The sequence below is a fragment of the Galbitalea soli genome, assembly GCF_010686725.1.
GTDB classification, from domain to species: Bacteria; Actinomycetota; Actinomycetes; order Actinomycetales; family Microbacteriaceae; genus Galbitalea; species Galbitalea soli.
In genome coordinates this window covers 907,790-932,931 of the sequence record NZ_JAAGWZ010000001.1, presented here as the reverse complement: position 1 = coordinate 932,931, position 25,142 = coordinate 907,790, and the positions used below count along the sequence as shown (strand labels likewise).

The 25,142-nt window shown below is 68.4% G+C and carries 22 protein-coding genes and 1 tRNA gene; 17 read left to right on the top strand and 6 right to left on the bottom strand.

The window, feature by feature from the left end; translation table 11 throughout:
- Positions 1 to 15: 15 nt before the first annotated feature.
- Positions 16 to 945, top strand: coding sequence for an NAD(+) diphosphatase (nudC, locus tag G3T37_RS04390; RefSeq protein ID WP_163472222.1), 930 nt, complete (start codon positions 16 to 18; stop codon positions 943 to 945).
- A complete protein-coding gene (locus tag G3T37_RS04385) occupies positions 939 to 2,621 on the top strand; it encodes a UvrD-helicase domain-containing protein (RefSeq protein WP_163472588.1) in 1,683 nt (560 codons plus the stop codon). Before nudC ends, G3T37_RS04385 begins: the two co-directional genes overlap by 7 nt.
- On the opposite strand, the gene G3T37_RS04380 is transcribed toward G3T37_RS04385, so the two are convergent.
- Both G3T37_RS04380 and G3T37_RS04375 read right to left on the bottom strand, forming a co-directional pair.
- Positions 2,521 to 3,483: a TOMM precursor leader peptide-binding protein gene (locus G3T37_RS04380; protein WP_163472221.1), complete on the bottom strand. Its 963-nt coding sequence runs from the start codon at positions 3,481 to 3,483 to the stop codon at positions 2,521 to 2,523. The genes G3T37_RS04385 and G3T37_RS04380 overlap by 101 nt on opposite strands.
- An 88-nt stretch (positions 3,484 to 3,571) precedes the next feature.
- Positions 3,572 to 4,906, bottom strand: a complete 1,335-nt coding sequence (locus tag G3T37_RS04375; protein ID WP_163472220.1) for a zinc-dependent metalloprotease — start codon at positions 4,904 to 4,906, stop codon at positions 3,572 to 3,574.
- A gap of 128 nt (positions 4,907 to 5,034) precedes the next feature.
- On the opposite strand from G3T37_RS04375, the gene G3T37_RS15265 reads away from it, so the two are divergent.
- The 3 genes from G3T37_RS15265 (at position 5,035) to G3T37_RS04360 (ending at position 9,323) form a co-directional block, all read left to right on the top strand.
- On the top strand, positions 5,035 to 6,153 hold the full coding sequence (locus G3T37_RS15265) for a S16 family serine protease (protein WP_163472219.1): 1,119 nt from the start codon (positions 5,035 to 5,037) through the stop codon (positions 6,151 to 6,153).
- 64 nt (positions 6,154 to 6,217) lie between these two features.
- On the top strand, positions 6,218 to 9,103 hold the full coding sequence (locus G3T37_RS04365; RefSeq protein ID WP_174247729.1) for a UPF0182 family protein: 2,886 nt from the start codon (positions 6,218 to 6,220) through the stop codon (positions 9,101 to 9,103).
- Between the two features lie 146 nt (positions 9,104 to 9,249).
- Positions 9,250 to 9,323, top strand: a tRNA-Met gene (locus tag G3T37_RS04360).
- A gap of 115 nt (positions 9,324 to 9,438) precedes the next feature.
- On the opposite strand, the gene G3T37_RS04355 is transcribed toward G3T37_RS04360, so the two are convergent.
- From G3T37_RS04355 to G3T37_RS04345, 3 genes are all read right to left on the bottom strand, one after another.
- Entirely contained in the window at positions 9,439 to 9,864 is a 426-nt protein-coding gene (locus G3T37_RS04355) for a DUF1398 domain-containing protein (RefSeq protein ID WP_163472218.1), read from the bottom strand.
- Positions 9,865 to 9,930: 66 nt separating this feature from the next.
- Positions 9,931 to 10,260: a hypothetical protein gene (locus tag G3T37_RS04350; protein WP_163472217.1), complete on the bottom strand. Its 330-nt coding sequence runs from the start codon at positions 10,258 to 10,260 to the stop codon at positions 9,931 to 9,933.
- Positions 10,261 to 10,420: 160 nt separating this feature from the next.
- Complete coding sequence (locus G3T37_RS04345; RefSeq protein WP_163472216.1) at positions 10,421 to 12,343, bottom strand: BglG family transcription antiterminator; 1,923 nt, start codon at positions 12,341 to 12,343, stop codon at positions 10,421 to 10,423.
- Between the two features lie 165 nt (positions 12,344 to 12,508).
- On the opposite strand from G3T37_RS04345, the gene G3T37_RS04340 reads away from it, so the two are divergent.
- The 10 genes from G3T37_RS04340 (at position 12,509) to G3T37_RS04295 (ending at position 21,564) form a co-directional block, all read left to right on the top strand.
- Positions 12,509 to 12,847 (top strand): PTS sugar transporter subunit IIB, encoded by a 339-nt coding sequence (locus G3T37_RS04340; RefSeq protein WP_163472215.1) that lies wholly within the window; start codon positions 12,509 to 12,511, stop codon positions 12,845 to 12,847.
- Entirely contained in the window at positions 12,840 to 13,103 is a 264-nt protein-coding gene (locus G3T37_RS04335) for an HPr family phosphocarrier protein (RefSeq protein WP_163472214.1), read from the top strand. Before G3T37_RS04340 ends, G3T37_RS04335 begins: the two co-directional genes overlap by 8 nt.
- A 17-nt stretch (positions 13,104 to 13,120) precedes the next feature.
- Positions 13,121 to 14,800: a phosphoenolpyruvate--protein phosphotransferase gene (ptsP, locus tag G3T37_RS04330; protein ID WP_163472213.1), complete on the top strand. Its 1,680-nt coding sequence runs from the start codon at positions 13,121 to 13,123 to the stop codon at positions 14,798 to 14,800.
- 4 nt (positions 14,801 to 14,804) lie between these two features.
- Positions 14,805 to 16,340 (top strand): PTS mannitol transporter subunit IIBC, encoded by a 1,536-nt coding sequence (locus G3T37_RS04325; protein ID WP_163472212.1) that lies wholly within the window; start codon positions 14,805 to 14,807, stop codon positions 16,338 to 16,340.
- A gap of 46 nt (positions 16,341 to 16,386) precedes the next feature.
- Positions 16,387 to 16,824 carry a PTS mannitol transporter subunit IIA gene (locus tag G3T37_RS04320; protein WP_163472211.1) on the top strand — a complete coding sequence of 146 codons (438 nt, stop codon included), beginning with the start codon at positions 16,387 to 16,389 and terminating at the stop codon, positions 16,822 to 16,824.
- 8 nt (positions 16,825 to 16,832) lie between these two features.
- On the top strand, positions 16,833 to 17,978 hold the full coding sequence (locus G3T37_RS04315) for a mannitol-1-phosphate 5-dehydrogenase (RefSeq protein WP_163472586.1): 1,146 nt from the start codon (positions 16,833 to 16,835) through the stop codon (positions 17,976 to 17,978).
- A 71-nt stretch (positions 17,979 to 18,049) separates the two neighbouring features.
- Positions 18,050 to 18,886, top strand: coding sequence for a carbon-nitrogen hydrolase family protein (locus G3T37_RS04310; protein WP_163472210.1), 837 nt, complete (start codon positions 18,050 to 18,052; stop codon positions 18,884 to 18,886).
- Between the two features lie 142 nt (positions 18,887 to 19,028).
- Entirely contained in the window at positions 19,029 to 19,412 is a 384-nt protein-coding gene (locus tag G3T37_RS04305; protein WP_163472209.1) for a response regulator, read from the top strand.
- Positions 19,409 to 19,783 (top strand): response regulator, encoded by a 375-nt coding sequence (locus tag G3T37_RS04300; RefSeq protein ID WP_163472208.1) that lies wholly within the window; start codon positions 19,409 to 19,411, stop codon positions 19,781 to 19,783. Before G3T37_RS04305 ends, G3T37_RS04300 begins: the two co-directional genes overlap by 4 nt.
- Positions 19,780 to 21,564, top strand: a complete 1,785-nt coding sequence (locus G3T37_RS04295; protein WP_241732084.1) for an ATP-binding protein — start codon at positions 19,780 to 19,782, stop codon at positions 21,562 to 21,564. Before G3T37_RS04300 ends, G3T37_RS04295 begins: the two co-directional genes overlap by 4 nt.
- Positions 21,565 to 21,583: 19 nt before the next feature.
- On the opposite strand, the gene G3T37_RS04290 is transcribed toward G3T37_RS04295, so the two are convergent.
- On the bottom strand, positions 21,584 to 22,783 hold the full coding sequence (locus tag G3T37_RS04290; protein WP_163472207.1) for an aminotransferase class I/II-fold pyridoxal phosphate-dependent enzyme: 1,200 nt from the start codon (positions 22,781 to 22,783) through the stop codon (positions 21,584 to 21,586).
- A 75-nt stretch (positions 22,784 to 22,858) separates the two neighbouring features.
- Here G3T37_RS04290 and G3T37_RS04285 point away from each other — a divergent pair, with 75 nt between their 5' ends.
- Complete coding sequence (locus G3T37_RS04285) at positions 22,859 to 23,461, top strand: hypothetical protein (RefSeq protein WP_163472206.1); 603 nt, start codon at positions 22,859 to 22,861, stop codon at positions 23,459 to 23,461.
- Positions 23,462 to 24,053: 592 nt separating this feature from the next.
- Positions 24,054 to 24,623, top strand: coding sequence for a hypothetical protein (locus tag G3T37_RS04280; RefSeq protein WP_163472205.1), 570 nt, complete (start codon positions 24,054 to 24,056; stop codon positions 24,621 to 24,623).
- The last annotated feature ends 519 nt before the right edge of the window (positions 24,624 to 25,142 follow it).

Sequence of the window (25,142 nt, the reverse complement as noted above, 5' to 3'; positions counted from 1 at the left end):
CCGATGGGTCAACCGATGACGAACTCCTTCCTCTCCCGGTTGCCGCTCTCGCGCTACGAGGTCGACCGCGACTACCTCGCGCGCGAGCGCGAGAACCTCTTCGATGAGCTGTGGGCCGATCCGGCGACGCGGGTGCTGCCGATCTTCCAGGGCACCGCCCTGCTCTCCTCCCCGAGCTCCCTCGCGCTCCTGCCGGTGGGGGCGATCCCGGAGGCCGAGCTACGGGTGTACCTCGGCCGCTCGACCTCGACGACGAGTCCCGAACCGGTCGGCACCCCCATCGTCGCGGTGCTCCTCGCCGACGCGGGGCACCTCGCCGAATCCGAGTGGGGCAGCCTGCGCGCGCTGGGCACGGTATTGAGCGACCGGGATGCGGGCATCCTGACCGAGGCGCTCGGCATCCTCAACTGGCACGCCTCGCACGCCTTCTCGCCGCGCACCGGTGAGCCGACGCTCGTCGAGAAGGGCGGCTGGGTGCGCCGCGACCCCGTCTCGGGCACCGAGGTCTTCCCGCGCACCGACGCCGCCATCATCGTCGGCGTCACCGACGCGGATGACCGGCTCCTGCTCGGCTCCAACGCCCTCTGGGAGTCCAACCGCTTCTCCCTTCTGGCCGGTTTCGTCGAGCCGGGCGAGTCGCTCGAGGCCGCGGTGGTGCGCGAGGTCTTCGAGGAGTCGGGTATTCGCGTGACCGACCCGGTGTACCTGGGCAGTCAGCCCTGGCCGTTCCCCGCCTCGCTCATGCTCGGCTTCATGGCCCGCGTCGACTCGCGGGTCACAAGCACCCTCACGCCGGACGGCAATGAGATCCTCGCCCTGCGCTGGTTCTCGCGCGAGGAGCTGCGCGACTCCCGCGGCGAGATCATGCTGCCCGGTTCGACCTCGATCGCTCACGCCATCATCGAGGAGTGGTACGGCGAACCGATCACCGACGGGCTGTGGTGACCGGGGCCGACGATCTTCTCGCCGGCCTCGACGATCAGCAGCGGCAGGCGGCGGAAGCACTTCTCGGCCCGGTCGTGCTGCTCGCGGGTGCCGGGACCGGGAAGACGAGGGCGATCACGCACCGCATCGCCTACGGGGTCGCGACGGGCGTGTACTCGCCGGGGCGCGTCATGGCCCTGACCTTCACGACGCGCGCGGCCGGTGAGCTCCGCTCCCGTCTGCGCGCTCTCGGGGCGGGCGGCGTCGCGGCCCGTACCTTTCACGCCGCCGCGCTCTCGCAGCTGGGCTACTTCTGGCCGCAGGTGGTCGGTGGAACGGTACCGCGTCTGCTCGAGAGCAAGGGGCGCCTCCTCGGTCATGCCGCCGACTCGGTGCGGCTGCGGCTCGACACGGCGACCCTGCGCGACACGGCCGCCGAGATCGAGTGGCGCAAGGTGTCGCGCCTCACCATCGACCAGTACGCCGCGGCGGCCGAGACGCGCGTGCTCCCGCCGAGCCTCTCGGTGGCCGCGATGGTGGATCTCCACCTCGCTTACGAGAAGGTGAAGGACGACCGGCGCCAGATCGACTTCGAGGACGTGCTGCTCGTTACCGCGGGCATGATCGACTCCGAACCCCGCGTCGCCCAGCAGGTGCGCGAGCAGTACCGCTTCTTCGTGGTCGACGAGTATCAGGACGTCTCCCCTCTCCAGCACGAGCTGCTGACGCTCTGGCTGGGGGAGCGCAACGACGTCTGTGTCGTCGGCGACGCCAGTCAGACCATCTACTCCTTCGCCGGCGCGACGCCGGACTACCTGCTGGGGTTCGCGACGCGGCACGAGCACGCGACGGTCATCCGGCTCGAACAGAACTATCGCTCGACGCCCGCGATCATCGACGCCGCGAATCGGGTGATGCGGGGCCGCCCGGGCGCGCTCGACCTGCACGCGGTGCCGGGCGCCCCCGCGGGAGCACCGCCGCACGTGGAGGTCGCGGCGACCGACTCGGCGGAGGCGAGGCAGATCGCGACCTCGATCGCGGCGCGCATCGCCGAGGGCACCCCGCCCGAGTCGATCGCGATTCTCTACCGCATCAACGTGCAGGCGGCCGCGCTCGAGGCGGCGCTGGGCGATGCGGGGGTGCCGTACCAGTTGCGCGGATCGACGAGATTCTTCGACCTCAAGGAGGTGAAGGAGGCGATCATGATGCTGAAGGGGGCATCGATCTCGATCGTGGGCGAGCCGCTCTTCAAATCCGTGAGCGACGTGCTCCGCTCGCTCGGCTGGACCCAGGAACCCGTGGAGGCGCCGGGCTCGGTGCGCGATCGCTGGGAGTCGCTCAACGCGATCATGGGGCTCGCCGAGGCGGCCGCCCCCGGCACGACGCTGGCGCAGTTCGTGGCCGAGTTGCTCGAGCGCCAGGCGGGGCAGCACGAGCCCACGATGTCGGCCGTCACGCTCGCTACCCTGCACAGCGCCAAGGGCCTGGAGTGGGACGTGGTCTACATCGCCGGGGTCAGCGAGGGCCTCCTTCCCATCAGCTACGCGCGCACCGATGCCGGGATCGAGGAGGAGCGACGGCTGTTCTACGTGGGCATCACCCGTGCCCGCCGCTCCCTGCAGCTCTCCTGGGCGGCTGCCGGGGCGAATCGCGCTCAGCAGCGCCAGCCCAGTCGCTTCCTGGCCGAACTGCGCTGATCGCGGCCAGCGGATCGCGACACCCGCACTCGGGGTGCGGAGTCCACGTTCGCGGCGAGGTGCGCCCCGTCGAGGCGTCGATCACGATCGACGTCGACTCGCGCCGCGACGCCTCCGGGCCGCCCTCGATGCGCGCGCGGACGAGGCGCGCCGCCGCCGCCGCGGCCTCCATCGCGAGCAGTTCCGACTCCGCCGCGCTCCGTCGCCCCAGCAGTTGGGAGGCGATGGCGACCCAGGCCGCGTCCGCGTCGCGGCGGTGTCGTTCGATGCAGTGCGAGCAGGCTGTCACCCCCGGCTCCACGAGAGGCCCCACCTCGACGGCGGCATCGGAGTAGCGGATGAGCAGGTGCGGCACGTCGCGTCGCAGCCAGGGCGCGGTCGCCGCACCGTCCGCCGCGAAGTGGCAGACCGCGATTCCGAGGGAGGCCGGCTCCCGGGTCGCGCGCGCACCACTGACGACGGTCATGCCCTCAGCGCGAAGAAGAGCGGCGATGAGGTCGATCGTGCGCCCCGCGCCGTGCACGGCGATCCTGGGTGCACGCGAGCCGTCTGCGTCGGGCGTCGGTGCACGCGACCCCTCTGCGTCGGGCGTCGGCGGCGGGGGAGTGGTGGGCAGAAGGGCGGGCTGCAGGGTGCGCAGGAGGGCGTCGACCCGGCGCCGGGCATCGGCATCGGTGGTGCCGCACCCCCGGGCGACGACGAGGAGCGCGGACCGCGTGGCGCCGGTCGCGAGCGCCGCGATCATCCGCTCCTCGGCGCCGGGGAGGTCGTGGAGCACGACGATCGGCGGATCCACGCCGAGCTGGAGGTCGAACGGGGTGCGCCAGACGAGGGGGATACGCGGGTCGAGTCGCAGGGCCATCGGCCCAGCATGACCGCACGGCACGGGACCGCGAGCGGGTCATCCACAGCCGGTGGCCGGACGCCCTCGGCCGGGGGCGCGCTTCGGGTCAGTCGTCTTCGTGCGGGCGGTCATCCGTGTCGTCGCCGAGGAGGGCCTCGATCGCGCGGTCGACGTCATCCATGCTCGCCTCGCCGCGCATGCGCGCGATGAGTGCTGCGGGGTCGGCGATGTCCTCGGAGGTGGGCACGAGGTCGGGCTGCGACCAGAGCGCGTCCCGCTCCTTCGCGCCGACCGCATCGGTGACGGCCTGCCACATGGCGGCCGCCTCGCGCAGTCGCCGGGGCCGCAGTTCCAGCCCGACGAGGGCGGCGAACGCCGACTCGGCCGGCCCGCCCGAGGCACGCCGCCGCCGCACCGTCTCGGCGATCGCGTCGCTCTTCGGCAGCCGCTTCGTCGCCTCCGCGGTCACCACGTCGACCCAGCCCTCGATGAGGGCCAGCATGGTCTCGAGACTCGCGAGCGCCTCCAGCTGCTCCTCCGACTTGGGCGGGATGAGCGCACCGCTCGTCATGGCCTCGCGCAGGGGCTCGGGGTTCTCCGGATCGAATTCGGCCGCGAGTTCTTCCAGTCGCTCGGTGTCGATGCGGATTCCGCGGGCGAACTCGGTGATCGACGAGAGCAGCCGCAGCCGCAGCCACCGCGCGTGCCGGAAGAGGCGGGCATGAGCCAACTCGCGCACCGCCAGATAGAGGTGGATCTGGTCGACGGGTATATCGAGGTCGGCACCGAAGGCGATCACGTTCTGCGGGATGATCGCCGCCTGTTGCTCCTCCAGCAGCGGGATCCCCACATCGCCGCCGGACACGACCTCCGTCGACAGCTGTCCGACCACCTGGCCGAGCTGCATCGCGAACAGCGTCCCCCCGACGTTGCGCATGAGCGTGCTGGCGCCCGCCATGACGTCGTCGAGCTCCTCCGGAGCCTGTTGGCGCAGCACCTCGGAGAGCGCGTTGGCGATGGAGGTCGCGACGGGCTCGGCGAGCTGGGTCCAGACCGCCATCGTCGCGGTCACCCACTCGGAGCGACTCATGAGCCGCGGCGGGGTGATCAGCTCGGACACGTAGGTGGCGTCGTCGAGCCACAGCTCGGCGACGTGAAACGCCTGTTCGAGCGCGGCGCGCTCCTCGGGCAGCGAGACGATCGTGCTGCGCGCGGCGATCCCCTTCGCCTGTTCGAGTGCGAGGCCCCAGTTGACCCCCTCCCCGCTGGACTGGAGCGCGTTCTGCAGCTGCTGGATCAGTTGGGCGATGACCGCGGGGTCGTTCGGGAGCCCCGCCGCGCTCGCGAGCTTCGCGGGATCGATGTTCGTGTTGCCCGCGAGGAACTCGCGGAGCATGTCACGAAACTCATCCTCGGGTTCTTCCCGTGAATCATCAGGCATGCGAACTACGCTAGCCCTCGCACGAACGACGGGTCGGTAAAACTGGCTTAGGCTGGCCCCTTCGGCAGTGCGCCCGTGGCGAACAGGCCCGAGGCACCCGTACCCAGCCCCACTCACGAAGGACACCGGTGGCCATTTTCACCGATACGGCGCCCGACGCGCCGCGCGGCAGCAGACGCCGCCGGAACATCGGCTGGGGCATCCTCGCCATCGGAATCGTGGGAGTCGCGATCGCCGCGATGCTGCCCGCGCCGTACGTGATCGAGCAGCCCGGGCCCGTCTTCAACACGGTCGGCGAGACGCAGTACAAGGGCACGACCGTGCCGGTCATCGCGATCCCCTCCACCACGAAGACCTACCCGACCGCGGGCAGTCTCGACATGCTCACCGTCTCGATCACCGGCAATCGCCAGTCGCCGCCGAGCTGGGCGGAGATCGCCGCGGCGTGGCTCGACCCGAGCCAGGCGATCGTGCCCATCGACGAGATCTACCCCCAGGGCGAGACCGTCGATCAGTCCAACCAGCAGAACGCCGCCGATATGGCCGAGTCTCAGCAGGATGCGGTGGCCGCCGCCCTGCACTCCCTCGGCTACACCTTCCCGACGGTTCTGAGCGTCGCGACCGTGGAGAAGGGCTACCCGGCTGACGGCGTGCTGCGGGTCGGCGACGTCATCAAGACGGTCGACGGTCAATCCTTCTCCGACGTCGATTCGCTCAGGGCCGCCGTCGCGGCCAACGGCACCGCGACGCCCGCGACCATCGTGTTCACCCGCGACGGTGTCATGCACACCGCGATGATCACGCCCGTCATGAGCTCCGCGGCGACCCCGGCACCGATTCTCGGCATCGCGGTGGGCACGAGTTACACCTTCCCCGTTCCCATCAAGATCCAGCTCCAGGATGTCGGCGGACCGAGCGCGGGAATGATGTTCGCGCTGGGCATCATCGACAAGCTCACGCCGGGCGAACTCAACGGCGGGAAGCGCGTCGCAGGCACCGGAACGATCGACAGCGCGGGCACGGTGGGCGCGATCGGGGGCATCCGCCAGAAGATGTACGGGGCGGCCCGTGCGGGTGCGCGCTACTTCCTCGCGCCGCGGTCCAATTGCGACGAGGTGGTCGGTCACATCCCGTCGGGCCTGCACGTCTACTCCGTCGCGACCCTCGACGATTCGCTCACGGCCCTGAAGGCCATCTCCTCGGGGAAGGGGCTGGCGTCACTCTCCAGCTGCGCAGCGGGGTCATAGCGGGGCGTTCTCCCACCCGACCCCTTTAAGATTGCAGCACCCCAAGAGAGCCAGGAGTGGTCACGTGACCTCAACGCCGAATCGCCCCGCCAACCGAACCCGGGCGACACTGACGATCACGGCCGTCATCATCGCCGTCCTCGTGATCGCCTTCTTCATCTTCGCGGGGCTCTACACCGACGTGCTGTGGTTCTCGCAGCTGGGATTCCTGGGCGTGCTGACCACCCAGTGGATCGCCGAGCTCGTGATGTTCCTGGTCGGCTTCATCGGCATGGCCGTTCCCGTGTTCGTGAGCATCGAGGTCGCCTTCCGCTTCCGCCCGGTCTACGCGAAGCTCAACTCTCAACTCGACCGCTACCAGCAGGTCGTCGAGCCGCTGCGTCGCCTGGCGATGTACGGGATCCCGGCCATCCTCGGCATCTTCGCGGGAGTGTCGACCGGTTCGCGCTGGCAGATCGCGCTGCAGTACCTGAACCGCACCTCCTTCGGCAAGACCGACCCCCAGTTCCACCTCGACCTCTCCTTCTACTTCTACGACCTGCCGTTCTGGCGCGGCGTCGTGGGCTTCGCCTCGGCCGTGGTCATCCTCGCGGCCATCGCGGCCCTCGCGACGAGCTATCTCTACGGTGCTCTGCGCGTCAACGGGCGCGAGTTGCGCATCTCGCGCACCGCGCGCATCCAGTTGGCGATCACCGCCGCGGTGTATGTCGGGCTGCAAGCCGTGAGCATCTGGCTCGACCAATACGCCACGCTCACCGAGCCGAGCGCGGGCTTCCTCGCGACCGGCGCCGGATTCACCGAGGTGACGGCGACGATCCCCAGCCGGGCGATCCTGTCGATCGTCGCGGCTCTCGTCGCGATCCTGTTCATCGTCACCGCGATCATCGGGCGCTGGCGGCTGCCGATCATCGGCACCGCGCTTCTGCTGGTGGCGGGGCTCGTGATCGGCGTCGTCTACCCCGCGATCGTTCAGCGCTTCCAGGCGGAGCCGAGCGCCAAGACGCTCGAGTCCAGCTACATTCAGCGCAACATCACCGCGACGAGGGACGCCTACGGCGTCGCCGGCGTGAAGGAGATCCAGTACGACGCGGTGCCCGAGGCCCAGAAGAACGCGCTGCGGCAGGATGCCGAGACCACGGCCAACATCCGCATCCTCGACCCCGCTCTCGTCGAGAAGTCCTTCCAGCAGCTCGAGCAGTTCAAGCAGTACTACGGCTTCCCGGCCCACCTCGACGTCGACCGCTACATGATCGCGGGCAAGACGCAGGACACCGTGATCGCGGTCCGCGACCTCGACCAGACCGGACTCGGCACCTCGCGCAGCTGGTACAACAACACCGTCGTGTACACGCACGGTTACGGGGTGGTCGCCGCCTACGGCAACCAGCGAGCGTCGACCGGCCAGCCGGTGTTCCTGGAGTCGGGCATCCCCAGCACCGGTTCGCTCGGCAGCTTCGAGCCGCGCATCTACTTCGGCGAGAACTCCCCGGCCTACTCGATCGTCGGCGGCCCCGCGGGAACCACCAACCACGTCGAGCTCGACTACCCGACCGGGGAGGACAACAGCCAGGGCCAGAAGACCACCTTCACCGGCAACGGGGGCCCGCGGCTGGGCAATCTGTTCACGCGGCTCGTCTACGCGATCAAGTTCCAGTCGGAGGAGATCGTGCTCTCGAACGCGGTCAACGACCAGTCGCAGATTCTCTACAACCGCGACCCACGCAGCCGCGTCGGGGCCGTCGCGCCCTACCTGACCCTCGACAACGACCCGTACCCCGCCATCGTGAACGGCCGCGTGGTCTGGATCGTCGACGGCTACACGACGAGCGACAACTACCCGTACTCGACCGTGGAGCAGCTGAGCAACACGATCGCGGATACCTACACGCCCAAGCCCGACTTCGCGCTCGACAACCTCAACTACATCCGCAACTCGGTCAAGGCGACGGTCGACGCCTACAGCGGCAAGGTGACCCTGTACGCGTGGGATGATCAGGACCCGCTGCTCAAGACGTGGGAGAAGATCTTCCCCGCCACGGTGGAGCCGAAGTCCAAGATGAGCGCACAGCTGCTCGCGCACGTGCGGTACCCGTCCGACCTGTTCAAGGTGCAGCGGGCCGTGCTGGGTTCGTACCACGTGACCGACCCGAACACCTTCTACTCCGGCAACGACCAGTGGTCGACGCCGGCAGAACCGACCTCGTCGCTCACGACGAACGCGCCGGAGCAGCCCCCGTACTACCTCACTATGAAGGTCCCCGGCACCGCGAACCCCGCGTTCACGCTCTACACGACGTTCATTCCGAAGAGCAGCGGCGACTCCTCGCGAAGCGTGCTCACGGGGTATCTGACCGCGAATTCGGATGCGGGCGCCGACTACGGCAAGCTCACTCTGTTGACCCTGCCGAGCAAGACGACGACACCGGGGCCTGGTCTGGTCGAGAACAACTTCAAGACCGACACGAACGTCGCCAACCAGCTGGCACTCCTCCAGAAGGGCGACACCCAGGTCAAACTGGGCAACCTGCTCACCCTGCCGGTGGGCGGCGGCCTTCTCTACGTGCAGCCTGTCTACGTGCAGTCGACGGGAGAGACCCAGTACCCGCTGCTGCGCAAGGTACTCGTGAGCTTCGGGTCGAGCATCGCCTTCGAAGACACGCTGGATGCCGCGCTCAACTCGCTCTTCGGCGGGGACTCGGGCGTCACCGCCGGTGACAAGGGCGCAGAGTCGACCTCGACCCCCACGCCCGGCAGCACCGCGACACCGACACCCGGCAGCACGGCGACGCCGACGGGCAACGCGGCGCTCGACCAGGCGCTCAGGGATGCGCAGGCGGCGCTGAATGCCCGTACCGCGGCGTACAAGGCGAACGACCTGGTGGCGGCGGCCCAGGCCGACGCTCAGCTGCAGGCGGCCATCCAGCGCGCACTCGCCGCGAGCGGCCAGTAGAGCGAGGCGGGGCGCCCCACCGCGGGCGCCCGCCTCGCTGGACCGGCGTCCGCTCTCGCTGGGCCGGCCGGCGTCCGCGGGCGAGCCTCCGTGAGCGTCCGCGGGCACGCGTCACTCCAGGCCTGTGGTAGTGTTATCTCTTGTGCCGCGGGGTGGAGCAGCTCGGTAGCTCGCTGGGCTCATAACCCAGAGGTCGCAGGTTCAAATCCTGTCCCCGCAACAAAATAGACACACAACACGAGAACCGTGAACAACCGGAAGCGTCAGTTTCCGAGTGTTCACGGTTCTTGCGTTAACCACGGGCACTGCCTCTGGCCGGGCCCGGACTCGCGGGGTCAGTCGGCCGCGGGCAGCTCGACATCGGGGTACGACTCGGCGTAACTCTGGCCGTCAGCGCCGTAATACGTGACCGTGCGGGAGTCGAAATCCGCGACATACCGCACGACTCCCGCGCGCCACGCCGCCTGCAAGAATTCGGGAAAGCTGCTCTTCCCGGCCTGATCGGCGCGAATCGCCGCGACGACGGCCTCCCGATCGAACGGGGCGACGTCAAGTGCGCCGCTGCCCAGCGGCTCTCCGAGCTGGACCACGGTCCCGAGGTCGGTGAGGGAGAGGCTCTGCGCCGCGGGCAGCGTCCACTCGTTCCGTCGAACGCCTGCCTCGTGCAGAACCTTCGCCAAGACGGGGAATCCTCCCACCAGCGGCCGGATGGCCATGCCGTGCCGCTGTGCCGCCGTCAGATTGTCTGATGCCGTACTCATGGGTGCGCCCTCCCGGTGCGTCGTTGTCGAGCGGTCTGCGTCGGATCACCGCGCTCCCCGTCGTGCTCAGGCGAGAGCGGCGAACTCCGCGGCGAGTGCGGTCAGGAGCGGGGTCGCCCGCGTATACATACTGAACCAGCGCCGGGCATCCTCGTCGACGGGCTCGAGACCCGCGGGTGTGAGTCGCGCGTGATAACTGCGGCGGGCGCGGCTGTGGTGGGGGAACGGCTCCCACGACGTCACCCGCACGTGGTCCGACTCGCGCGCGAAGTCGGCGGCGATCAGCCAGTTGGGGCTCGCGATCGCGAAGGCGTCGTCGCCGGGGGAGCGCAAGGCGGGACCCAGACCGATCCAGCCGGCGGGCAGTGGAACGGGCGTCGGCCAGTCACCGGGCACGGGGTCGCCGTGCGGCCCACGGTGATCGCGCGGGCGCTGGCAGTCGCCGTGCGCTTCGCGCGCGCAGTATCGTTCCGCCCCCGTGTCCATAGCTCAACCGTGCAGTGAACGCGCGGTCGCCACAACCCCCAGAACGAGGAATGATCACAGACGACGACGGTCACTCGTCGATGACGTGCACCAGCTCTTCGATGAAGCTCGCGAAGTCGGTGGAGCGTCGGATGAGTTCGAGCACGTCCCCGCGCTCGGCGAAGACCTCGACGATCTGATCGAACACTGTTTGGAACGAGCTCCGCCCGCTCGAGGCGAAGGCGATGAGGGCGATCACGTTCACGCGGTTCTCGCCCCACGCCATCGGCGTCTCGTTCACGGCGATCGCGATCGAGGTGCGCTCGGCGCTCATCTCCATCGCGTGCGGCACCGCGATCGTGTCGGTGAAGGCGGTCGACGACATCAGCTCGCGCTCGATGGCGCCCTCGACGTAGCTCTGGTCGATGATGCCGCGCTCGACCATGCGCTCGCCCAGCAGGCGGATCATCGCGGTCTCGTCCGGGGCGTGCAGGTTGCGGAAGAACAGCTCCTCGTCGAAGTAGCGGAGGAGGTCATCCTTGATGCGGGCGCGACGGCGGTGGCGGCGTACCCGGCCGATCGCGCGCCGCACGTTCTCGATGTCGGCATCGGTGAGGAACGGCTGAATGACGACGACCGAGTCGCCGATGCCGCGGCCGGCAATCGTGGTGAGCACGAGGTCGGTGGAGAAGTCGGTCCAGTCGACGTCGGTGCGGGTCACGACGATCTCCACGCTGAGCTCCGAGCCGAGTTCTCGTTCGATCCGCTCCCTGAGGATCGTGTGGATGTCGTAGTAGCCGGGGGAGACGATCGCGCAGCTGAGGCGCTCCTCGCGTCGCGACTGCCGCTCCAGGAAGGAGCCGATGTGGAGCGCGATGTAGGAGATCTCGTCGTCGTTCATGGTGATCGACTTGGCCCGCTGGATCTGAGAGGCCATGAAGACGGCGACGTCGTAGATCATCGGGTAGGAGGTCTTGATCGATCGCACCATGGGGTTGCGTGAGTAGGAGTTGTCGTGCGCCCGGGCGACGAGGTTGCCGAGGTGCAGCGAGAGCCGCACCATGAAGGCCTCGTCGTCGAGGTCGACCAGATACTCCTCGGAGACCTGCGCGACGATCTGGTGCACGAGCGCGAGGTTCTCGGTGTCGACGTAGTTCTCCACTACCTCCGCGACCGGGCGGCCCTGACCGGGCGTGATCACCCGGGTGGTCAGCAGCTTCGCGATGTAGTCGAGGTCGGTGTCGCCCAGCGTGACGTCGAAGTGACGCTGGATGAGCTGCGCGAGCCCAGCCGAGACCGGTTCCGTCGCCGCGTCCCGAGGTCGACCCTCCACCACCGGCAGCCTCTGATCGCGGGCCACGCGGTCCACGGCGATCGCCACGTGCAGCAGCACGCTGTTGACTCCGTACTCGTTGACGAAGTAGCCCTGCGAGTCCAGCATCGCGATCAGATCGGTCTTGAAGCCCGCGAGGCCGTCGGACGCGAACTCCTTCTGCACGTTCTCGAGTTCGAGGAATCCCTGCGCGCTCTCGCTGTGGAAGAGCTTGCTGAGCAGCCTGCGGTGCTCCACCTCGGAGCCGGCCAGCGTGACGACGCTTCCGCGCCGGGCCAGGGCGACCCCGGCATCCTCTCCCAGCGCGCGCACTTTGCGCAGATCGGACTCGATCGTCGACTCGCTCACGAAGAGGCTGTCGGCGAGCGCGTGGATGTCGAGCCCCTGGGGCGCCTCGGTGAGTCGCCGCACCAGGTGATGCACGCGGTCGCGCGGGGTCGCCGGCTCGCTGTCGCGCGAGCGCGCCCCTGAGATGAAGCTCGCGTAGGCCTCGCGGTTGATGCGGTAGCCGCTCGTCGACGCCGTGATGATCGCCAGGGGGTGCGCGGCCGCCTTCGCCGCCGTGACATAGCTGCGCACGCTCCTGGTGGTCACGCCCAGCTGATCCGCCAGCTCAGACGCCGTCACCCAGCCGTCGGCCTGGAGGAGTTGCTCCAGCAGGCGCTCATACTTATCGCTCATTCATCAGTCACTGTAGCCAGAATGCGCGGGGCCCGACCGGTTCCGCACCCTTTTTTCCGCGGGGGAGGAAACAGCTCTGATGGCGAAACCGTGAAGTCGCCGTGAATCATGGAAGAACAACGCACGTGTTCGGCCGCACCACGAGGAACGCAAGGAGGCGATCCCATGACCACGGTTCTGGTCGTCTGCGGTGCCGGTGCATCGAGCACCTTCCTCGCCAGCCGGATGCGCGCCCTCGCCGCCTCCCGCGGCCTCGACCTCGTGGCGCGCGCCGCGAGCAACCTCGACATCCAGAACCGGCTCCCGGACGCCGCCGCCCTCCTGGTCGGCCCGCACCTCGCGGGCGCCTTCGGCGAGCTGAGCGCGCAGGCCGCAGCCCTCGGGGTTCCCGCCGCGCTGCTGCCGGAGACCGCGTTCGGTCCGAGCGGTGCCGAGCAGGCGCTCGACCTCACGCTCTCCCTCCTCACCACCTCCCCCGATAACGAAGGACATCCTCATGGCTGAACGCACCGTCACGATCGCCTCCGCGCACGGATTGCACGCGCGACCCGCCTCGCTGTTCGTGCAGGCCGTCAACGCCGCGGGCATCCCGGTCGAGCTGACCAAGGGCGAGAAGACGCTCAACGCCGCGAGCATCCTCGGAGTGATCTCGCTCGGAATCGAGCACGGCGACCAGGTGACGCTTCGCGCCGAGGGCGACGGGGCCGACGCGGTGCTCGACCAGCTCGCCGCTCTGCTCACCACCGACCACGACGCGTGAGCGGAGTGCTGCAGACCATGGTGCTTCAGGGAGTCGGGATCGGCCGCGGCCTCGCCGTCGGCCCGATCCTCCGGATGCCCGAACCCCTCGCCGAGCCCGGCGACGAGCCCAGCGCGCTCGCGCCGGACGCCGAGAAGGTGCGGGTGGCCGGTGCGCTCGCCGCAACGGCCGCCGACATCCGGCTGCGCGGCGAGAGGGCAGGCGGTTCGGCGAAGGACGTGCTCGACGCGCAAGCGTTCATGGCCGAGGATCCCACCCTGCGCGACGACGTGAACGCGCGCATCGACTCCGGCAAGACCGGCGAGCGGGCGGTCTTCGAGGCCTTCGCGGCGTTCCGCGACCTTCTCGTGAGCATGGGCGGTTACATGGGGGAGCGCGCCACCGACCTCGATGACGTCTCGCAGCGCGTCGTCGCGCATCTGCGCGGGGTTCCCGCTCCGGGCGTGCCCGACCCGGATCATCCCTTCGTGCTCATCGCCCGCGACCTGGCGCCGGCCGACACCGCCCTGCTCGACCTCGACAAGGTGCTCGCGCTCATCACGAGTGACGGCGGTCCCACCTCGCACACGGCGATCCTCGCCCGCGAGAAGGCGATCGTCGCCATTGTGGGCGCGGTGGGGGCACTCGACCTCCCGGATGGCGAGACCGTCATCGTGGACGCCTCCCGGGGCGTCGTCACGGTGGCGCCCAGCGACGAGGAGCGTGCGGCCGCGGAGGCCACCATCGCCGCCCGTGCGGCGGTCGCCGACGTTCCCATCGGACCGGGTGCGCTCGCCGACGGCACCCCGGTGCCCCTGCTCGCCAACCTGGGTTCCGTCGACAAGCTCGCCGAGGCGATCGAGAAGGGTGCGGAGGGCGTGGGCCTGTTCCGCACCGAATTCCTCTTCCTCGATTCGGAGCACGCGCCGACCATCGCGGAGCAGCAGGCCAAGTACACGGCGCTCCTGCAGGGATTCGCGGGCAAGAAGGTCGTCGTGCGCGCTCTGGACGCCGGCGCCGACAAGCCGCTGTCGTTCCTGAACGACGAGCCGGAGGAGAACCCCGCGCTGGGGCTGCGGGGGCTTCGTGCGCTCCGGGCGCACGAGGTCATCCTGCGCGACCAGCTCACGGCCCTCGCCAACGCTGCTGCCGACACCACCGCTGAGCTGTGGGTCATGGCACCCATGGTCTCGACGGTCGAGGAGACCCGATACTTCGTAGCGCTCGCCCGCGAACTCGGCATCAAGACGGCCGGGGTGATGGTGGAGGTGCCCGCCTCCGCCCTGCTCGCGGACCGGATCCTCGCCGACGCCGACTTCGCGAGCATCGGCACCAACGACCTCACCCAGTACACGCTGGCCGCCGACCGGCTGCTCGGCTCCGTCGCATCCTTCCAGGATCCCTGGCACCCCGCGGTGCTGCGGCTCGTCGGCGAGGTGGGACGCGCCGGTGCCGCCCTCGGCAAGCCGGTGGGGATCTGCGGTGAGGCGGCGGCCGACCCGATGCTAGCGGTCGTGCTCGTCGGGCTCGGAGCGACCTCGCTGTCGATGTCGCCCGCCGCGCTCGCCGATGTGCGAGCCGAGCTCGCGCGGTTCACCCGCGCACAGGCACAGGAATTCGCCGAGTTAGCTCTCTCGGCAAATAGCGCTGTGGAGGCCCGCGCAGCGGTGCTCTCTGCAGCAACCCCCCTCACCACACAACCCACAGAATCGGAGTAAGACAATGACAACGACGTCCGCAGCACGAAGCGGCGGAGGTGCGCGAGTCGGTGTGCAGAAGTTCGGCACATTCGTCAGCGGGATGGTTCTCCCGAACATCGCGGCCTTCATCGCCTGGGGCCTCATCACTGCCCTCTTCATCCCGACCGGATGGTTGCACCTGCTGGGCTACGAGCCCACCTGGGTCCAGCAGCTCGGTGGCTGGAGCCTCGACCCGAAGGTGACCAACACCGGGCTCGTCGGCCCGATGATCACCTACCTGCTCCCGCTCCTCATCGCGAACACCGGTGGCCGCATGGTCTACGGCTTCCGTGGTGGCGTCATCGGCACCATCGCCACGATGGGTGTCATCATCGGCGCGGGCATCCCGATGTTCCTCGGCGCCATGATCGTCGGCCCCGGTGCCGCCTGGATCATGAAGAAGGTGGACAGCATCTGGGACGGCAAGATCCGGCCCGGCTTCGAGATGCTGATCGACAACTTCTCGGGAGGCATTGTCGGCGCGGCCCTCGCGATCGTCGCCTTCTTCGTCATCGCCCCCGTCGTGACCGCGATCAGCAACTTCCTCGAGTCGGTCGTGCACTTCCTGGTCAACAGCCACCTGCTGCCGCTCGCGAGCCTCTTCGTCGAGCCCGGCAAGATCCTGTTCCTCAACAACGCGATCAACCACGGCGTGTTCACGCCGCTGGGAACGATCGAGGCGTCGAAGGCCGGCCAGTCCATCCTGTTCCTCATCGAGGCCAACCCCGGCCCCGGTGTCGGCATCCTGCTCGCCTTCGCCGTGTTCGGCGTCGGCCTGCTCCGTGCCTCCGCCCCCGGGGCGATCCTCATCCAGTTCATCGGTGGCATCCACGAGATCTACTTCCCGTACGTTCTCGCCAAGCCGCTGCTGGTGGTCGCTGCCATCGCCGGTGGTGCGACGGGCGTGCTGACGAACGTGATCTTCCACTCGGGTCTGCGCAACCCTGCGTCGCCCGGATCGATCATCGCGGTCATCGGTGCCGCTCCGCCGTCGAGTCTGCTCGGCGTGCTCCTCTCGGTGGTGTTCTCCGCCGCGGTGTCGTTCCTCGTCGCGTCGGTCATCATCCGGGCCAGCCGCCGTCGTGACCTCGAAGCCATCGCCCTCGGCGAAGACACGGCGCTCGCCGACGCGGTCGCCCGCAACGCGGCCAACAAGGGGCGCGACAGCCAGGTCGGCGCACTGCTCGGCCAGGGTGCGGCGACCGCCGCTGCGGGAACCGTCGCGACGGGCTCCAAGATCCAGACGATCATCTTCGCCTGCGACGCGGGAATGGGCTCGAGCGCGATGGGTGCCACGGTGCTGCGCAACAAGATCAAGAAGGCCGGCATCGATGGGGTGACCGTCGAGAACCGGGCGATCGCCAACCTCACTGACGACGTCGATCTGGTGATCACGCAGCAGCAGCTCACCGAGCGCGCCAAGCAGAAGACGCCGCACGCCCAGCACGTTTCGGTCGACAATTTCATGTCGAGCCCGAAGTACGACGAGGTCGTCGCGCTCGTGCAGGCGCAGCAGTAACCCACTACGGGAATCACCAGGAATCAGTAGGAAGAAGGATCCGCAGATGAGCGGCAACGTGTTGGAACTCGACCAGATCAGTCTCCACGGAACGGCGACCACGCCGGCCGAGGCGATCGACGAGGCCGGTCGAATCCTCGTGGCGACGGGAGCGGTCACCGCTGACTACCCCCGCTACATGCACGACCGTGAGGTGCTGGTCTCGACCTACATGGGCAACTTCCTGGCCATTCCGCATGGCACGAACGAGGGCAAGGACACGGTCCTCGCGTCCGCGCTCTCGTTCGTGCGCTACGACGAGCCCATCGACTGGGGTGGCAACCCCGTGCGGTTCGTCGTGGGCATCGCGGGAAAAGACGGCGGTCACATGGACGTCCTGTCCAAGATCGCGCTCGTGTTCAGCGACGAGGAGCAAGTGGATCGGCTCCTCGTCGCTGAATCTCCCGAGGAGGTCTTCGCGCTCCTCGGGGACGTGAACTCATGACCGGCGCGCTGAAGGCCGTGCACTTCGGTGCCGGCAACATCGGGCGCGGATTCGTGGGGCTCATCCTGCACAACGCCGGCTACGAGGTGGTCTTCGCCGACGTCAACGCCGAACTCATCGACGCGCTGGCCGCAACGCCGAGCTACGAGGTGCGCGAGGTCGGCGTCGGTGCCACCACGAGCACGGTCGACCACTATCGGGCCCTCAACAGCGCGACGCACGAGGCCGAGGTGGTCGCCGAGATCGCCACCGCCTCGGTCGTCACGACGGCGGTCGGGCCGAACATCCTCCGTTTCGTCGCTCCCCTCATCGCCGCCGCTCTCGCGCAGCGCGACCCCGCCCTGCCCCGACTCGCGGTCATGGCGTGCGAGAACGCGATCAACGCGACCGACCTGCTCCAGGCCGAGGTCGACAAGGCACTCGCCGATCCGGCCTTCGCGCACCGCGCCGTGTTCGCGAACACCGCGGTCGACCGCATCGTGCCGGGCCAAGCACCGGGCGCGGGGCTCGACGTGACGGTCGAGTCGTTCTTCGAGTGGGCGATCGAGGCGCCGCCGTTCGGTGACGAGGCGCCGGTCATCCCCGAGGCGCATTTCGTGGATGACCTCGCCCCCTACATCGAGCGCAAACTCTTCACCGTCAACACCGGCCACGCGACGACGGCCTACTTCGGCTTCCTCGCGGGGGCGTCCTCGATCGCGGAGGCCATCGGCATTCCGGAGGTCGCCGAGCAGGTCCGCGCCGTCCTCGGGGAGACCAAGGCGCTGTTGGTCGCCAAGCACGACTTCGACCCGGCGGTGCAGCAGGCCTACCTCGAGACGAACCTCCAGCGGTTCGCGAACCCCGAGCTCGCCGACATCGTCGAGAGGGTCGGCCGGCAGCCCCTGCGCAAGCTGGGTCGCCACGAGCGCTTCATCGGGCCCGCGGCCGAGCTCGCCGAGCGCGGACTGCCGGTGGACGCCCTCCTGCGCGCGGTCGGCGCAGCACTGCGCTTCGATGTGCCCGACGACCCGCAGAGCGTCGAGTTGCAGGAGCTCCTGAGTCGGGCCGGCGCCGCTGCCTTCGTTCGCGAGGTCACGGGAGTGCCCGACGGGCATCCGCTGTTCGAGCGGCTGGTCGCCGTCGTCGCGGCGGAGCAGTCGCGCCGGGCCTGAGAGGCGACGGTTCGGCGGCCCCGGTCATCCGTCGCTCCCGCCGGGTGCCCCGCTCGTTCTAGGCTGGGCAGATGACGAAGCACCGCGCAGAGGTCCAGGCCGCCCCCGGGGACCCGAGCATCGCGGTCGCCCAGTTCGCTCCCGGCTCTGATCCGGCCGCGAATGCCGCTCGCCTGCGCGCGCTCGCGGAACGGGCCGCACGTCGGGGAGCCGGCCTCGTCGTGTTCCCGGAGTACTCGTCATTCTTCGCGCCGACTCTCGGACGGGACTTCGTCGACGCCGCGCAGCCGATCCACGGTCACTTCATCGAGGCGGTCGCCGATGTCGCCGCCGATCTCGGTGTTCTCATCGTCGTCGGGCTCGTCGAGCAGATCGACGACCCCAACCGCTTCTCCAACACCCTCGTCGCGCTGTCGGATCAGGGGGAGTTCCTCTCCGCCTATCGCAAGCTGCACCTCTACGACGCGTTCGGCGACCGGGAGTCGGAGTGGGTGCGGCCCGGCCCCATCGAGGCCCCGCGTACCTTCCACTTCGAGGGTTTCACGGTCGGCCTGCAGACCTGCTACGACCTCCGCTTCCCGGAGGTCACGCGCAGGCTGGCCGACGCGGGAGTAGACCTCGTGCTGGTTCCCTCGGAGTGGGTGCGGGGCCCGCTCAAGGAGCACCACTGGCGCACCCTCGTCACCGCCCGGGCTCTCGAGAACACCCTGTATGTCGCGGCGGCCGACCACATGCCTCCCGTCGGCGTCGGCAACAGCATGATCGTCGATCCGATGGGTGTCGAGCTGGCGACCGTCGGCGAGACCGAGGGGGTCGGTGTGGCCGAGATCTCCCTTGCTCGAGTCGAGGAGGTCCGCGCCATCAACCCGGCCCTCGAACTGCGCCGCTTCCGCGTCACGACCCGCTGACACCTCTCCGGCGCTGCGCGGCCTCACCACCCGAAAGCGGGGTGGGCAAACCTCCCCACGCGGTGTCCACTGCCCATAAGCTGGAATAGTCCACTACGGGGGTAGCAGGACTGTTCTAGTGAGCGCAGGGGGTGCGGTTCTCATGATTTCCGATCTGTCGATCCGTGACGACCGCGTGCGCGTTCTCGTCGTCGAAGACAGCGACGACCAGCGCGAGTTGCTCAACGCCTACTTCACCCGGGCGGGGTGCGCTGTCATGACGGTCGGGAACGCCGAAGACGCGATCCTGGCCTATGCGGGCGTCGAGCCCGACCTGATGGTCGTCGACCTCGTGCTTCCCGGCATCAACGGCTGGGATCTCGTCGCCCGGGTCCGCACCGAACTGCCGGACTGCGCGATCGCGATCACCTCCGTGCTGCCGACCATCCAGTTTCCCGAGGCCGAGGCCTTCCTGCCGAAGCCGTTCAACCGAGCAGAGGTCGTGCGCGTGCTGCGCGACTGCGTACCGAGGTGGAGTGCCGCATGACCAGAGTCGTGATCGCCGATGATGACAGCGACATCCGCACCCTCGTGAAGATCTCGGTCGCCCGCGCGGGCCTCGACCTCGTCGCCGACCTCGGTGATGGCGAGTCGGCCTTCGATGCCATCTCCCGGCTCGTGCCCGACCTCGCGATCCTCGACGTCTCCATGCCCGGGATGACCGGCCTCCAGATCTGCCGCAGGGTGCGTGAGCGCCCCGAGCTCGAGGGCGTGCGCATCCTTCTCCTCTCCGCCGCGGTCGACGAGTCGGCCCAGAACGCCGGCCTCGACGCGGGCGCCAATGGCTACCTCATCAAGCCCTTCAGCCCGCGTGAGCTCAGCGCCCGATTGACGGAGGAGGTGGGGGCCCGCCTATGAGGAAGTTCTGGAAGACCGTCATGGCCCACCTCTCGGTGGACCACCCCTCGGCGGGACTCAAGCAGCTGCCGACCGCGCTGGCCTTCGCCGTCGCGCTCGTCGTGCTGTACTCGGTGCGCGGACTCCAGATCTCGAATCCGGCCTTCATCCTCGCCGGGATCGCGGCCATCACGCTGGCGACCCTGTTCTCCGCGGTCGTCACCCGGGTCAGCGCTCTCGACCAGTTCGCCATCATCATCCCGGTCGTCGATCTGCTCGGTTTCGGCGCGTTCCGGGCGGGAACGGGGGCCGCGTCCTCGCTCTTCGTCTCCCTGATCATCCTTCCCGTCGTCTGGATCGCTTCGGAGAAGGGGCGGTGGTACATCGCGCTCGCGACGGCGGGCACCTTCGTCGCGCTGATGATGCCGTTCCTCTTCGGCATCGCGCGGCCCACCAACTCGACCGAACTGCTGCGCGGAATCTTCGCGCCCTTCGTCTTCGCCATCTTCGCCTCCATCATCAACGAGCTCGCCCGCCAGTCGCGCGCGCAGTTCCGCGAGGTTCGAGCGCTCGCTGACGAGAAGGAGCGGATGCTCCAGCGCACCTTCGACTACGCCACCCAGCTGGAGGAGAGCGAGGCGAACTTCCGCGGAGTCTCGCGGATGTTCCGGGGCGTGTGGGATGCCGTCACCGAGCAGGCCGTCATCGGCACCGACGTGACCGGTCTCGTGGACGCGTGGAACCCGGGAGCCGAGAAGCTGCTCGGGCCTTCCGCGCGGGAGGCCGAGGGCAAGCGGTACGTCTTCGACTTCCACGTTCCGCAGGAGCTCGAGGATCGCGCGCGTGAACTCAACTACCCTCCGGGCGCCACGGTACTGAACCCGGGCTTCTCCGCGCTCGTCGAGTCGGCCCGCCTGGGGGAGGCGGAGAGCCGCGAGTGGACCTACATCCGCGACGACGGCACCTCGGTTCCGGTATCGCTCTCGGTGACGAAGCGCTCCGACGAGTCGGGTGAGACGGTCGGCTACCTGTTCGTGGCCGCCGATGTCACTCAGGCCAAGGAGGTCTCGCGCCTCAAGGACGAGTTCGTCGGGCTCATCTCTCACGAGCTCCGCACCCCGCTCAGCTCGATCCTCGGCTACCTCGAACTCATGAAGGACGACGACGAGTATCCGCTCTCCGAGGAGCAGATGCAGTACCTCGCGGTCGCCGAGCGCAACGCGCACCGCCTCCTGCGTCTGGTGGGCGACCTGCTCTTCACCGCCCAGGTCGAGTCGGGCAAATTTCCGCTCGATGCGCACGACATGGAGCTGGAGGGGATCGTCACCGCGGCGGTCGAGTCGGCCCGACCCGTCGCGGCGTCGGCGGGCATCACCCTCGTCGAGGAGATCCTCACCGTCGATTCACCGCTCGTGCACGGCGACCCCATCCGGCTCGGTCAGGCCTGTGACAATCTCATCTCGAACGCGATCAAGTTCACCCCGCGTGGTGGAACCGTCACGGTCTCCATCTCCGAGCAGGGCCGCGATGCCGTCATCACGGTGCGCGACACCGGAATGGGGATCGCCGCGTCGGAGCTCGACCAGCTGTTCGCCCGCTTCTTCCGTGCCTCGACGGCGACCCGCAACGCGGTCCCGGGCGTGGGCCTCGGGCTCACCATCACGAAGGCGATCGTCACGGCCCACCGCGGATCGATGAACGTCGAGAGCGAGGAGGGCGTCGGCACGCAGTTCAGCATGTCGTTGCCGCTCGTCGCGAGCGCTGCGCCCGCCGCTGCGCTCGAAGAAGCGACTTCACGCTGATCGCTGGAGGGTCTGCCCCTCAGCGCGCCCCGAGGCGCACGAGTCCGGCCGAGGCGCCCTCGAGGAGTTCGAGCTTCTTGCAGTAGGCGAAGCGGATGAGCGACGCGTATTCGCGTGCTCGCTCGGTGCGCACGAAGGCGCTCACCGGTACGCCCACGACGCCCGCGAGATCCGGCAGTCGTCGACACAGCTCCGCCGCATCCGGATAACCGAGCGGTGCGGCATCCGCGATCACGAAGTAGCCCCCCTGCGGGCTGCTCACGCGGAAGCCGGCCCGAGTGAGGCCCGCCGCGAGGAGGTCTCGCTTGCCCTGGAGGACACCGGCGATCTGGCGGAAGTACGCATCCGGCAGGCGCAGGCCCGCCGCGATCGCGGGCTGGAACGGCGCCCCGTTCACGTAGGTCAGAAACTGCTTCACCGCGACGATTGCGTCCACAATCTCGGCGGGTGCGGTCAGCCAGCCGATCTTCCACCCGGTGGTGTTGAACGTCTTCCCGCCGCTCGAGATGCTCACGGTGCGCTCCCGTGCGCCGGGCAGGGAGGCGATGGGGATGTGCGGCACGCCGAAGGTGAGGTGTTCGTACACCTCGTCCGTCACGATGAGTGCGTCGTGGGCGTGCGCGAGCTCCACGATGAGTTCGAGCGCCTCGCGGCCGAGCACGGTGCCGGTCGGGTTGTGCGGTGAGTTGATCAGGATGATTCGCGTGCGGTCGCTGACGGCCGCGCGCAACTCGTCGAGATCGGGCTGGAAGGCGGGGGCTCGCAGGGGAACCGTCACGTGTGTCGCGCCGGCGAGCGCGGCGATCGCTCCGTACTCGTCGTAGAACGGCTCGAAGGTGACGACCTCGTCCCCCGCCTCCGTGAGGGCGAGGATGCTCGCCGCAATCGCTTCCGTCGCGCCGGCCGTGACCAGCACCTCGGTGTCGGGATCGTAGGCGAGACCGTAGAAGCGCGCCTGGTGTTCGGCGATCGCGTCACGGAGGACGGGCATCCCGCGACCCGGCGGATACTGGTTGAGTCCGTCGCTGATCGCGCGTCGCGCCGCGTCGAGCACTTCGGCGGGACCATCCTCATCGGGGAACCCCTGACCGAGGTTGATGGCCCCTCTGCTGGTGGCGAGCGCCGACATCTCGGCGAAGATGGTCGGTCGCGACACCCCGTCGTCGCCCAGCAGCATCGCGCCGCGCGCGGCCCGCTGCCATGCCCCGCTCACAGTCATGGCGCCAATGTACGGCATCGCGGTGTCTGTGGAGAACTCCGGGCGCACGCGCCGGCGTCTCGCTACCGTGCTGGGGTGCTTCCGTTCCCTCCCGCCCCGCATCGCCGTGTTCGCACCAGTGGGACGTCCGCGAGGCGCGTCGGCGCGGTCGTGGGATGCGCGGCGCTCCTCGTCGCTCTGAGCGCCTGCGACGCCCCGCCCCGTCCCCTGCACCTCTCGTCACCGACACCACAGACGACGGCCCAGCGCAACGAGGCGCTGCTCGAGGAGGCGACCCGGGTCATCAAGGCTGAATCCCTCGCCGAGGATCGAATCTTCGCAGGCGTCGACAATCTCGATGCCCTTCGACCACTTGCGACACCGTCGTGGTTCGGCGCGGTGAGCAAGGAGCTTCGCCAGTTCAGGTCTGCGGGACTCATCACACGCGGGGTGGCCCGCGCCAGTGCATTCACCCTCGTGACGATGTCCACGCGGCGAACAGGCGAGACCGAGTTGCGGGTCGGCTATTGCAGCGACGTGTCCGACACCGCGCTGCTCCGCCGGGATGGACACCCGATTCCTCGCGCATCGGGTTCACCTCGTGCATCGCTCGTGACAATCGTGGTCATGACCGTCGGCTCACCTTCCTCCACGCTGGTCGACTTCACCTCCGGCTTGGAGGGCGTGAACTATTGCTGAGAATTCGATGGCGGACGTCATCCGCGCTCGGTAATCGCATCCCTTCGAAGCGCCGCGTGCGCAGAGGGGTGGTCAGCCTCTGCGCCCTTCTGGCGGCTCTCAGTGGCTGCGCAGCTCAGCCCAGGGCACCCCACTCATCGACGTCAGCACCACTCACCGCCGCGCAGCGCGACCAAGCGCTACTCCAGGATGCGGCGAGGGTCATCAAAGCGGATAACGCGGCGTCGGATCGTGTGTTCGCGGGAGTGGAGGACGTTCGAGTGCTGCGACGATACGAATCTGACTCGTGGTTCGCCGTGACGATAAAGGGCTTGCAAGGCTTCCGCGCGAGCGCCGTGGTACAGCGCGGGCAGACGACAATAGGGAACGTCACATTCGTCTCGGCCTCGATTCCAACTCACGGCACTCGAAGCGTCATCGTGGGATACTGCGCGGACGTCTCGGGTGTTCAGGTGGTCAACAAGCGAGGCAACGACATTTCTTCGTCAACTGGCGCAGCACGGCAGCCACTTCTGGCCAAGGTACTCGTGCCGACTTCGCGTGGATCGCTCGCTCGCATCGACAGCGTTGACAGCTCTATCGCGGTGGACTATTGCTGAGCACATTCCACATTCCAACGCGGGCCAGCGTATATCTAGGATGCGCCGTACTTTTCGTCGCGCTCAGCGGCTGCGCGAATCTGGCGCGGCCCCCGCACGCGTCCGTATCGGCAACGCCCTCGACGGTTCAGCGGGAGCGGGCTCTCATCAGCGAGGCAGCGGGGGTTATCCGAGCCGATCTGGCAGCGAGTGAGCGCGTCTACGCCGGCGTTGACGACCTCGAATCTCTCAGGCAGTACGAGACGCCGTCGCACTACCGCTTCGTGAGCGATGACGTCAAGAAATTTCGGTCAAAGGGGTTGGTCATGCGCGGGCACGGGCGCCTTTACGGATTCATCTTGGCGGGCGTATCGACCAACAAGGAAGGCCAGACTGAGCTGAAAGTCGGGTACTGCGACGACGTGTCGGACACGGCGTTGATCGGTCACGATGGTCACGAATTACCTCGGGAGTCTAAGTCACCATTGGTTCCGCTCGTTACGACGCTCATCTTGACCTCTTCTGCTGGCGCTTCGCCGCTTATTGACGCTACCTACGGCTCGGACCAGGAGGACGCGTGTTGAGACAGCGACATCGGATCGCGGCGCGAGTCGGCGAGATGCTCGTGTGCGCGGCGCTCGTTACTGCGCTGAGCAGTTGCGACGCCCCTCCCAGGCCTCTGCACCTGTCGACGCCAACCCCGAGGACGACGGCCGAGCGTGATCAAGAGCTGCTTGAGGAGGCGACCCACGTAATCCGGGAGGAGACCGCGGCGACTGACCGCGCATACTCGGGCGTTGATCGTAGTGAATCGTTCCGACTTTTCGAGACGCCGGCCCTCTATCGCCTGGTGAGGGAGGACCTCAAGAAATTTCGATCCAGAGGATTCACGACGCGAGGAGCTTCGAGGCCCTTCGGCTTCACATTACTGACTGTCGAGAACTCAAACGCGGGAGATACCGAGGTCAGAGTTGGGTACTGCGAAGATGAGTCGGCGACGGCCGTCATTGGTCCGGATGGGCGAGCTCTGTCGCGAGGGTCGCGATCGCCGTTAGTCCCTCTCGTCGCCGTACTCAGACGGGGCTCCGGCACCAATTCGCCAC

Excerpts from the sequence above, each read along its gene's own strand:
- nudC (WP_163472222.1), top strand. The coding sequence starts at position 16 with ATGACGAACTCCTTCCTCTCCCGGTTGCCGCTCTCGCGCTACGAGGTC.
- G3T37_RS04380 (WP_163472221.1), bottom strand. The coding sequence starts at position 3,483 with ATGGCCCTGCGACTCGACCCGCGTATCCCCCTCGTCTGGCGCACCCCG.
- G3T37_RS04375 (WP_163472220.1), bottom strand. The coding sequence starts at position 4,906 with ATGCCTGATGATTCACGGGAAGAACCCGAGGATGAGTTTCGTGACATG.
- G3T37_RS04355 (WP_163472218.1), bottom strand. The coding sequence starts at position 9,864 with ATGAGTACGGCATCAGACAATCTGACGGCGGCACAGCGGCACGGCATG.
- G3T37_RS04345 (WP_163472216.1), bottom strand. The coding sequence starts at position 12,343 with ATGAGCGATAAGTATGAGCGCCTGCTGGAGCAACTCCTCCAGGCCGAC.
- G3T37_RS04340 (WP_163472215.1), top strand. The coding sequence starts at position 12,509 with ATGACCACGGTTCTGGTCGTCTGCGGTGCCGGTGCATCGAGCACCTTC.
- G3T37_RS04335 (WP_163472214.1), top strand. The coding sequence starts at position 12,840 with ATGGCTGAACGCACCGTCACGATCGCCTCCGCGCACGGATTGCACGCG.
- ptsP (WP_163472213.1), top strand. The coding sequence starts at position 13,121 with ATGGTGCTTCAGGGAGTCGGGATCGGCCGCGGCCTCGCCGTCGGCCCG.
- G3T37_RS04325 (WP_163472212.1), top strand. The coding sequence starts at position 14,805 with ATGACAACGACGTCCGCAGCACGAAGCGGCGGAGGTGCGCGAGTCGGT.
- G3T37_RS04320 (WP_163472211.1), top strand. The coding sequence starts at position 16,387 with ATGAGCGGCAACGTGTTGGAACTCGACCAGATCAGTCTCCACGGAACG.
- G3T37_RS04310 (WP_163472210.1), top strand. The coding sequence starts at position 18,050 with ATGACGAAGCACCGCGCAGAGGTCCAGGCCGCCCCCGGGGACCCGAGC.
- G3T37_RS04305 (WP_163472209.1), top strand. The coding sequence starts at position 19,029 with ATGATTTCCGATCTGTCGATCCGTGACGACCGCGTGCGCGTTCTCGTC.
- G3T37_RS04300 (WP_163472208.1), top strand. The coding sequence starts at position 19,409 with ATGACCAGAGTCGTGATCGCCGATGATGACAGCGACATCCGCACCCTC.
- G3T37_RS04295 (WP_241732084.1), top strand. The coding sequence starts at position 19,780 with ATGAGGAAGTTCTGGAAGACCGTCATGGCCCACCTCTCGGTGGACCAC.
- G3T37_RS04290 (WP_163472207.1), bottom strand. The coding sequence starts at position 22,783 with ATGACTGTGAGCGGGGCATGGCAGCGGGCCGCGCGCGGCGCGATGCTG.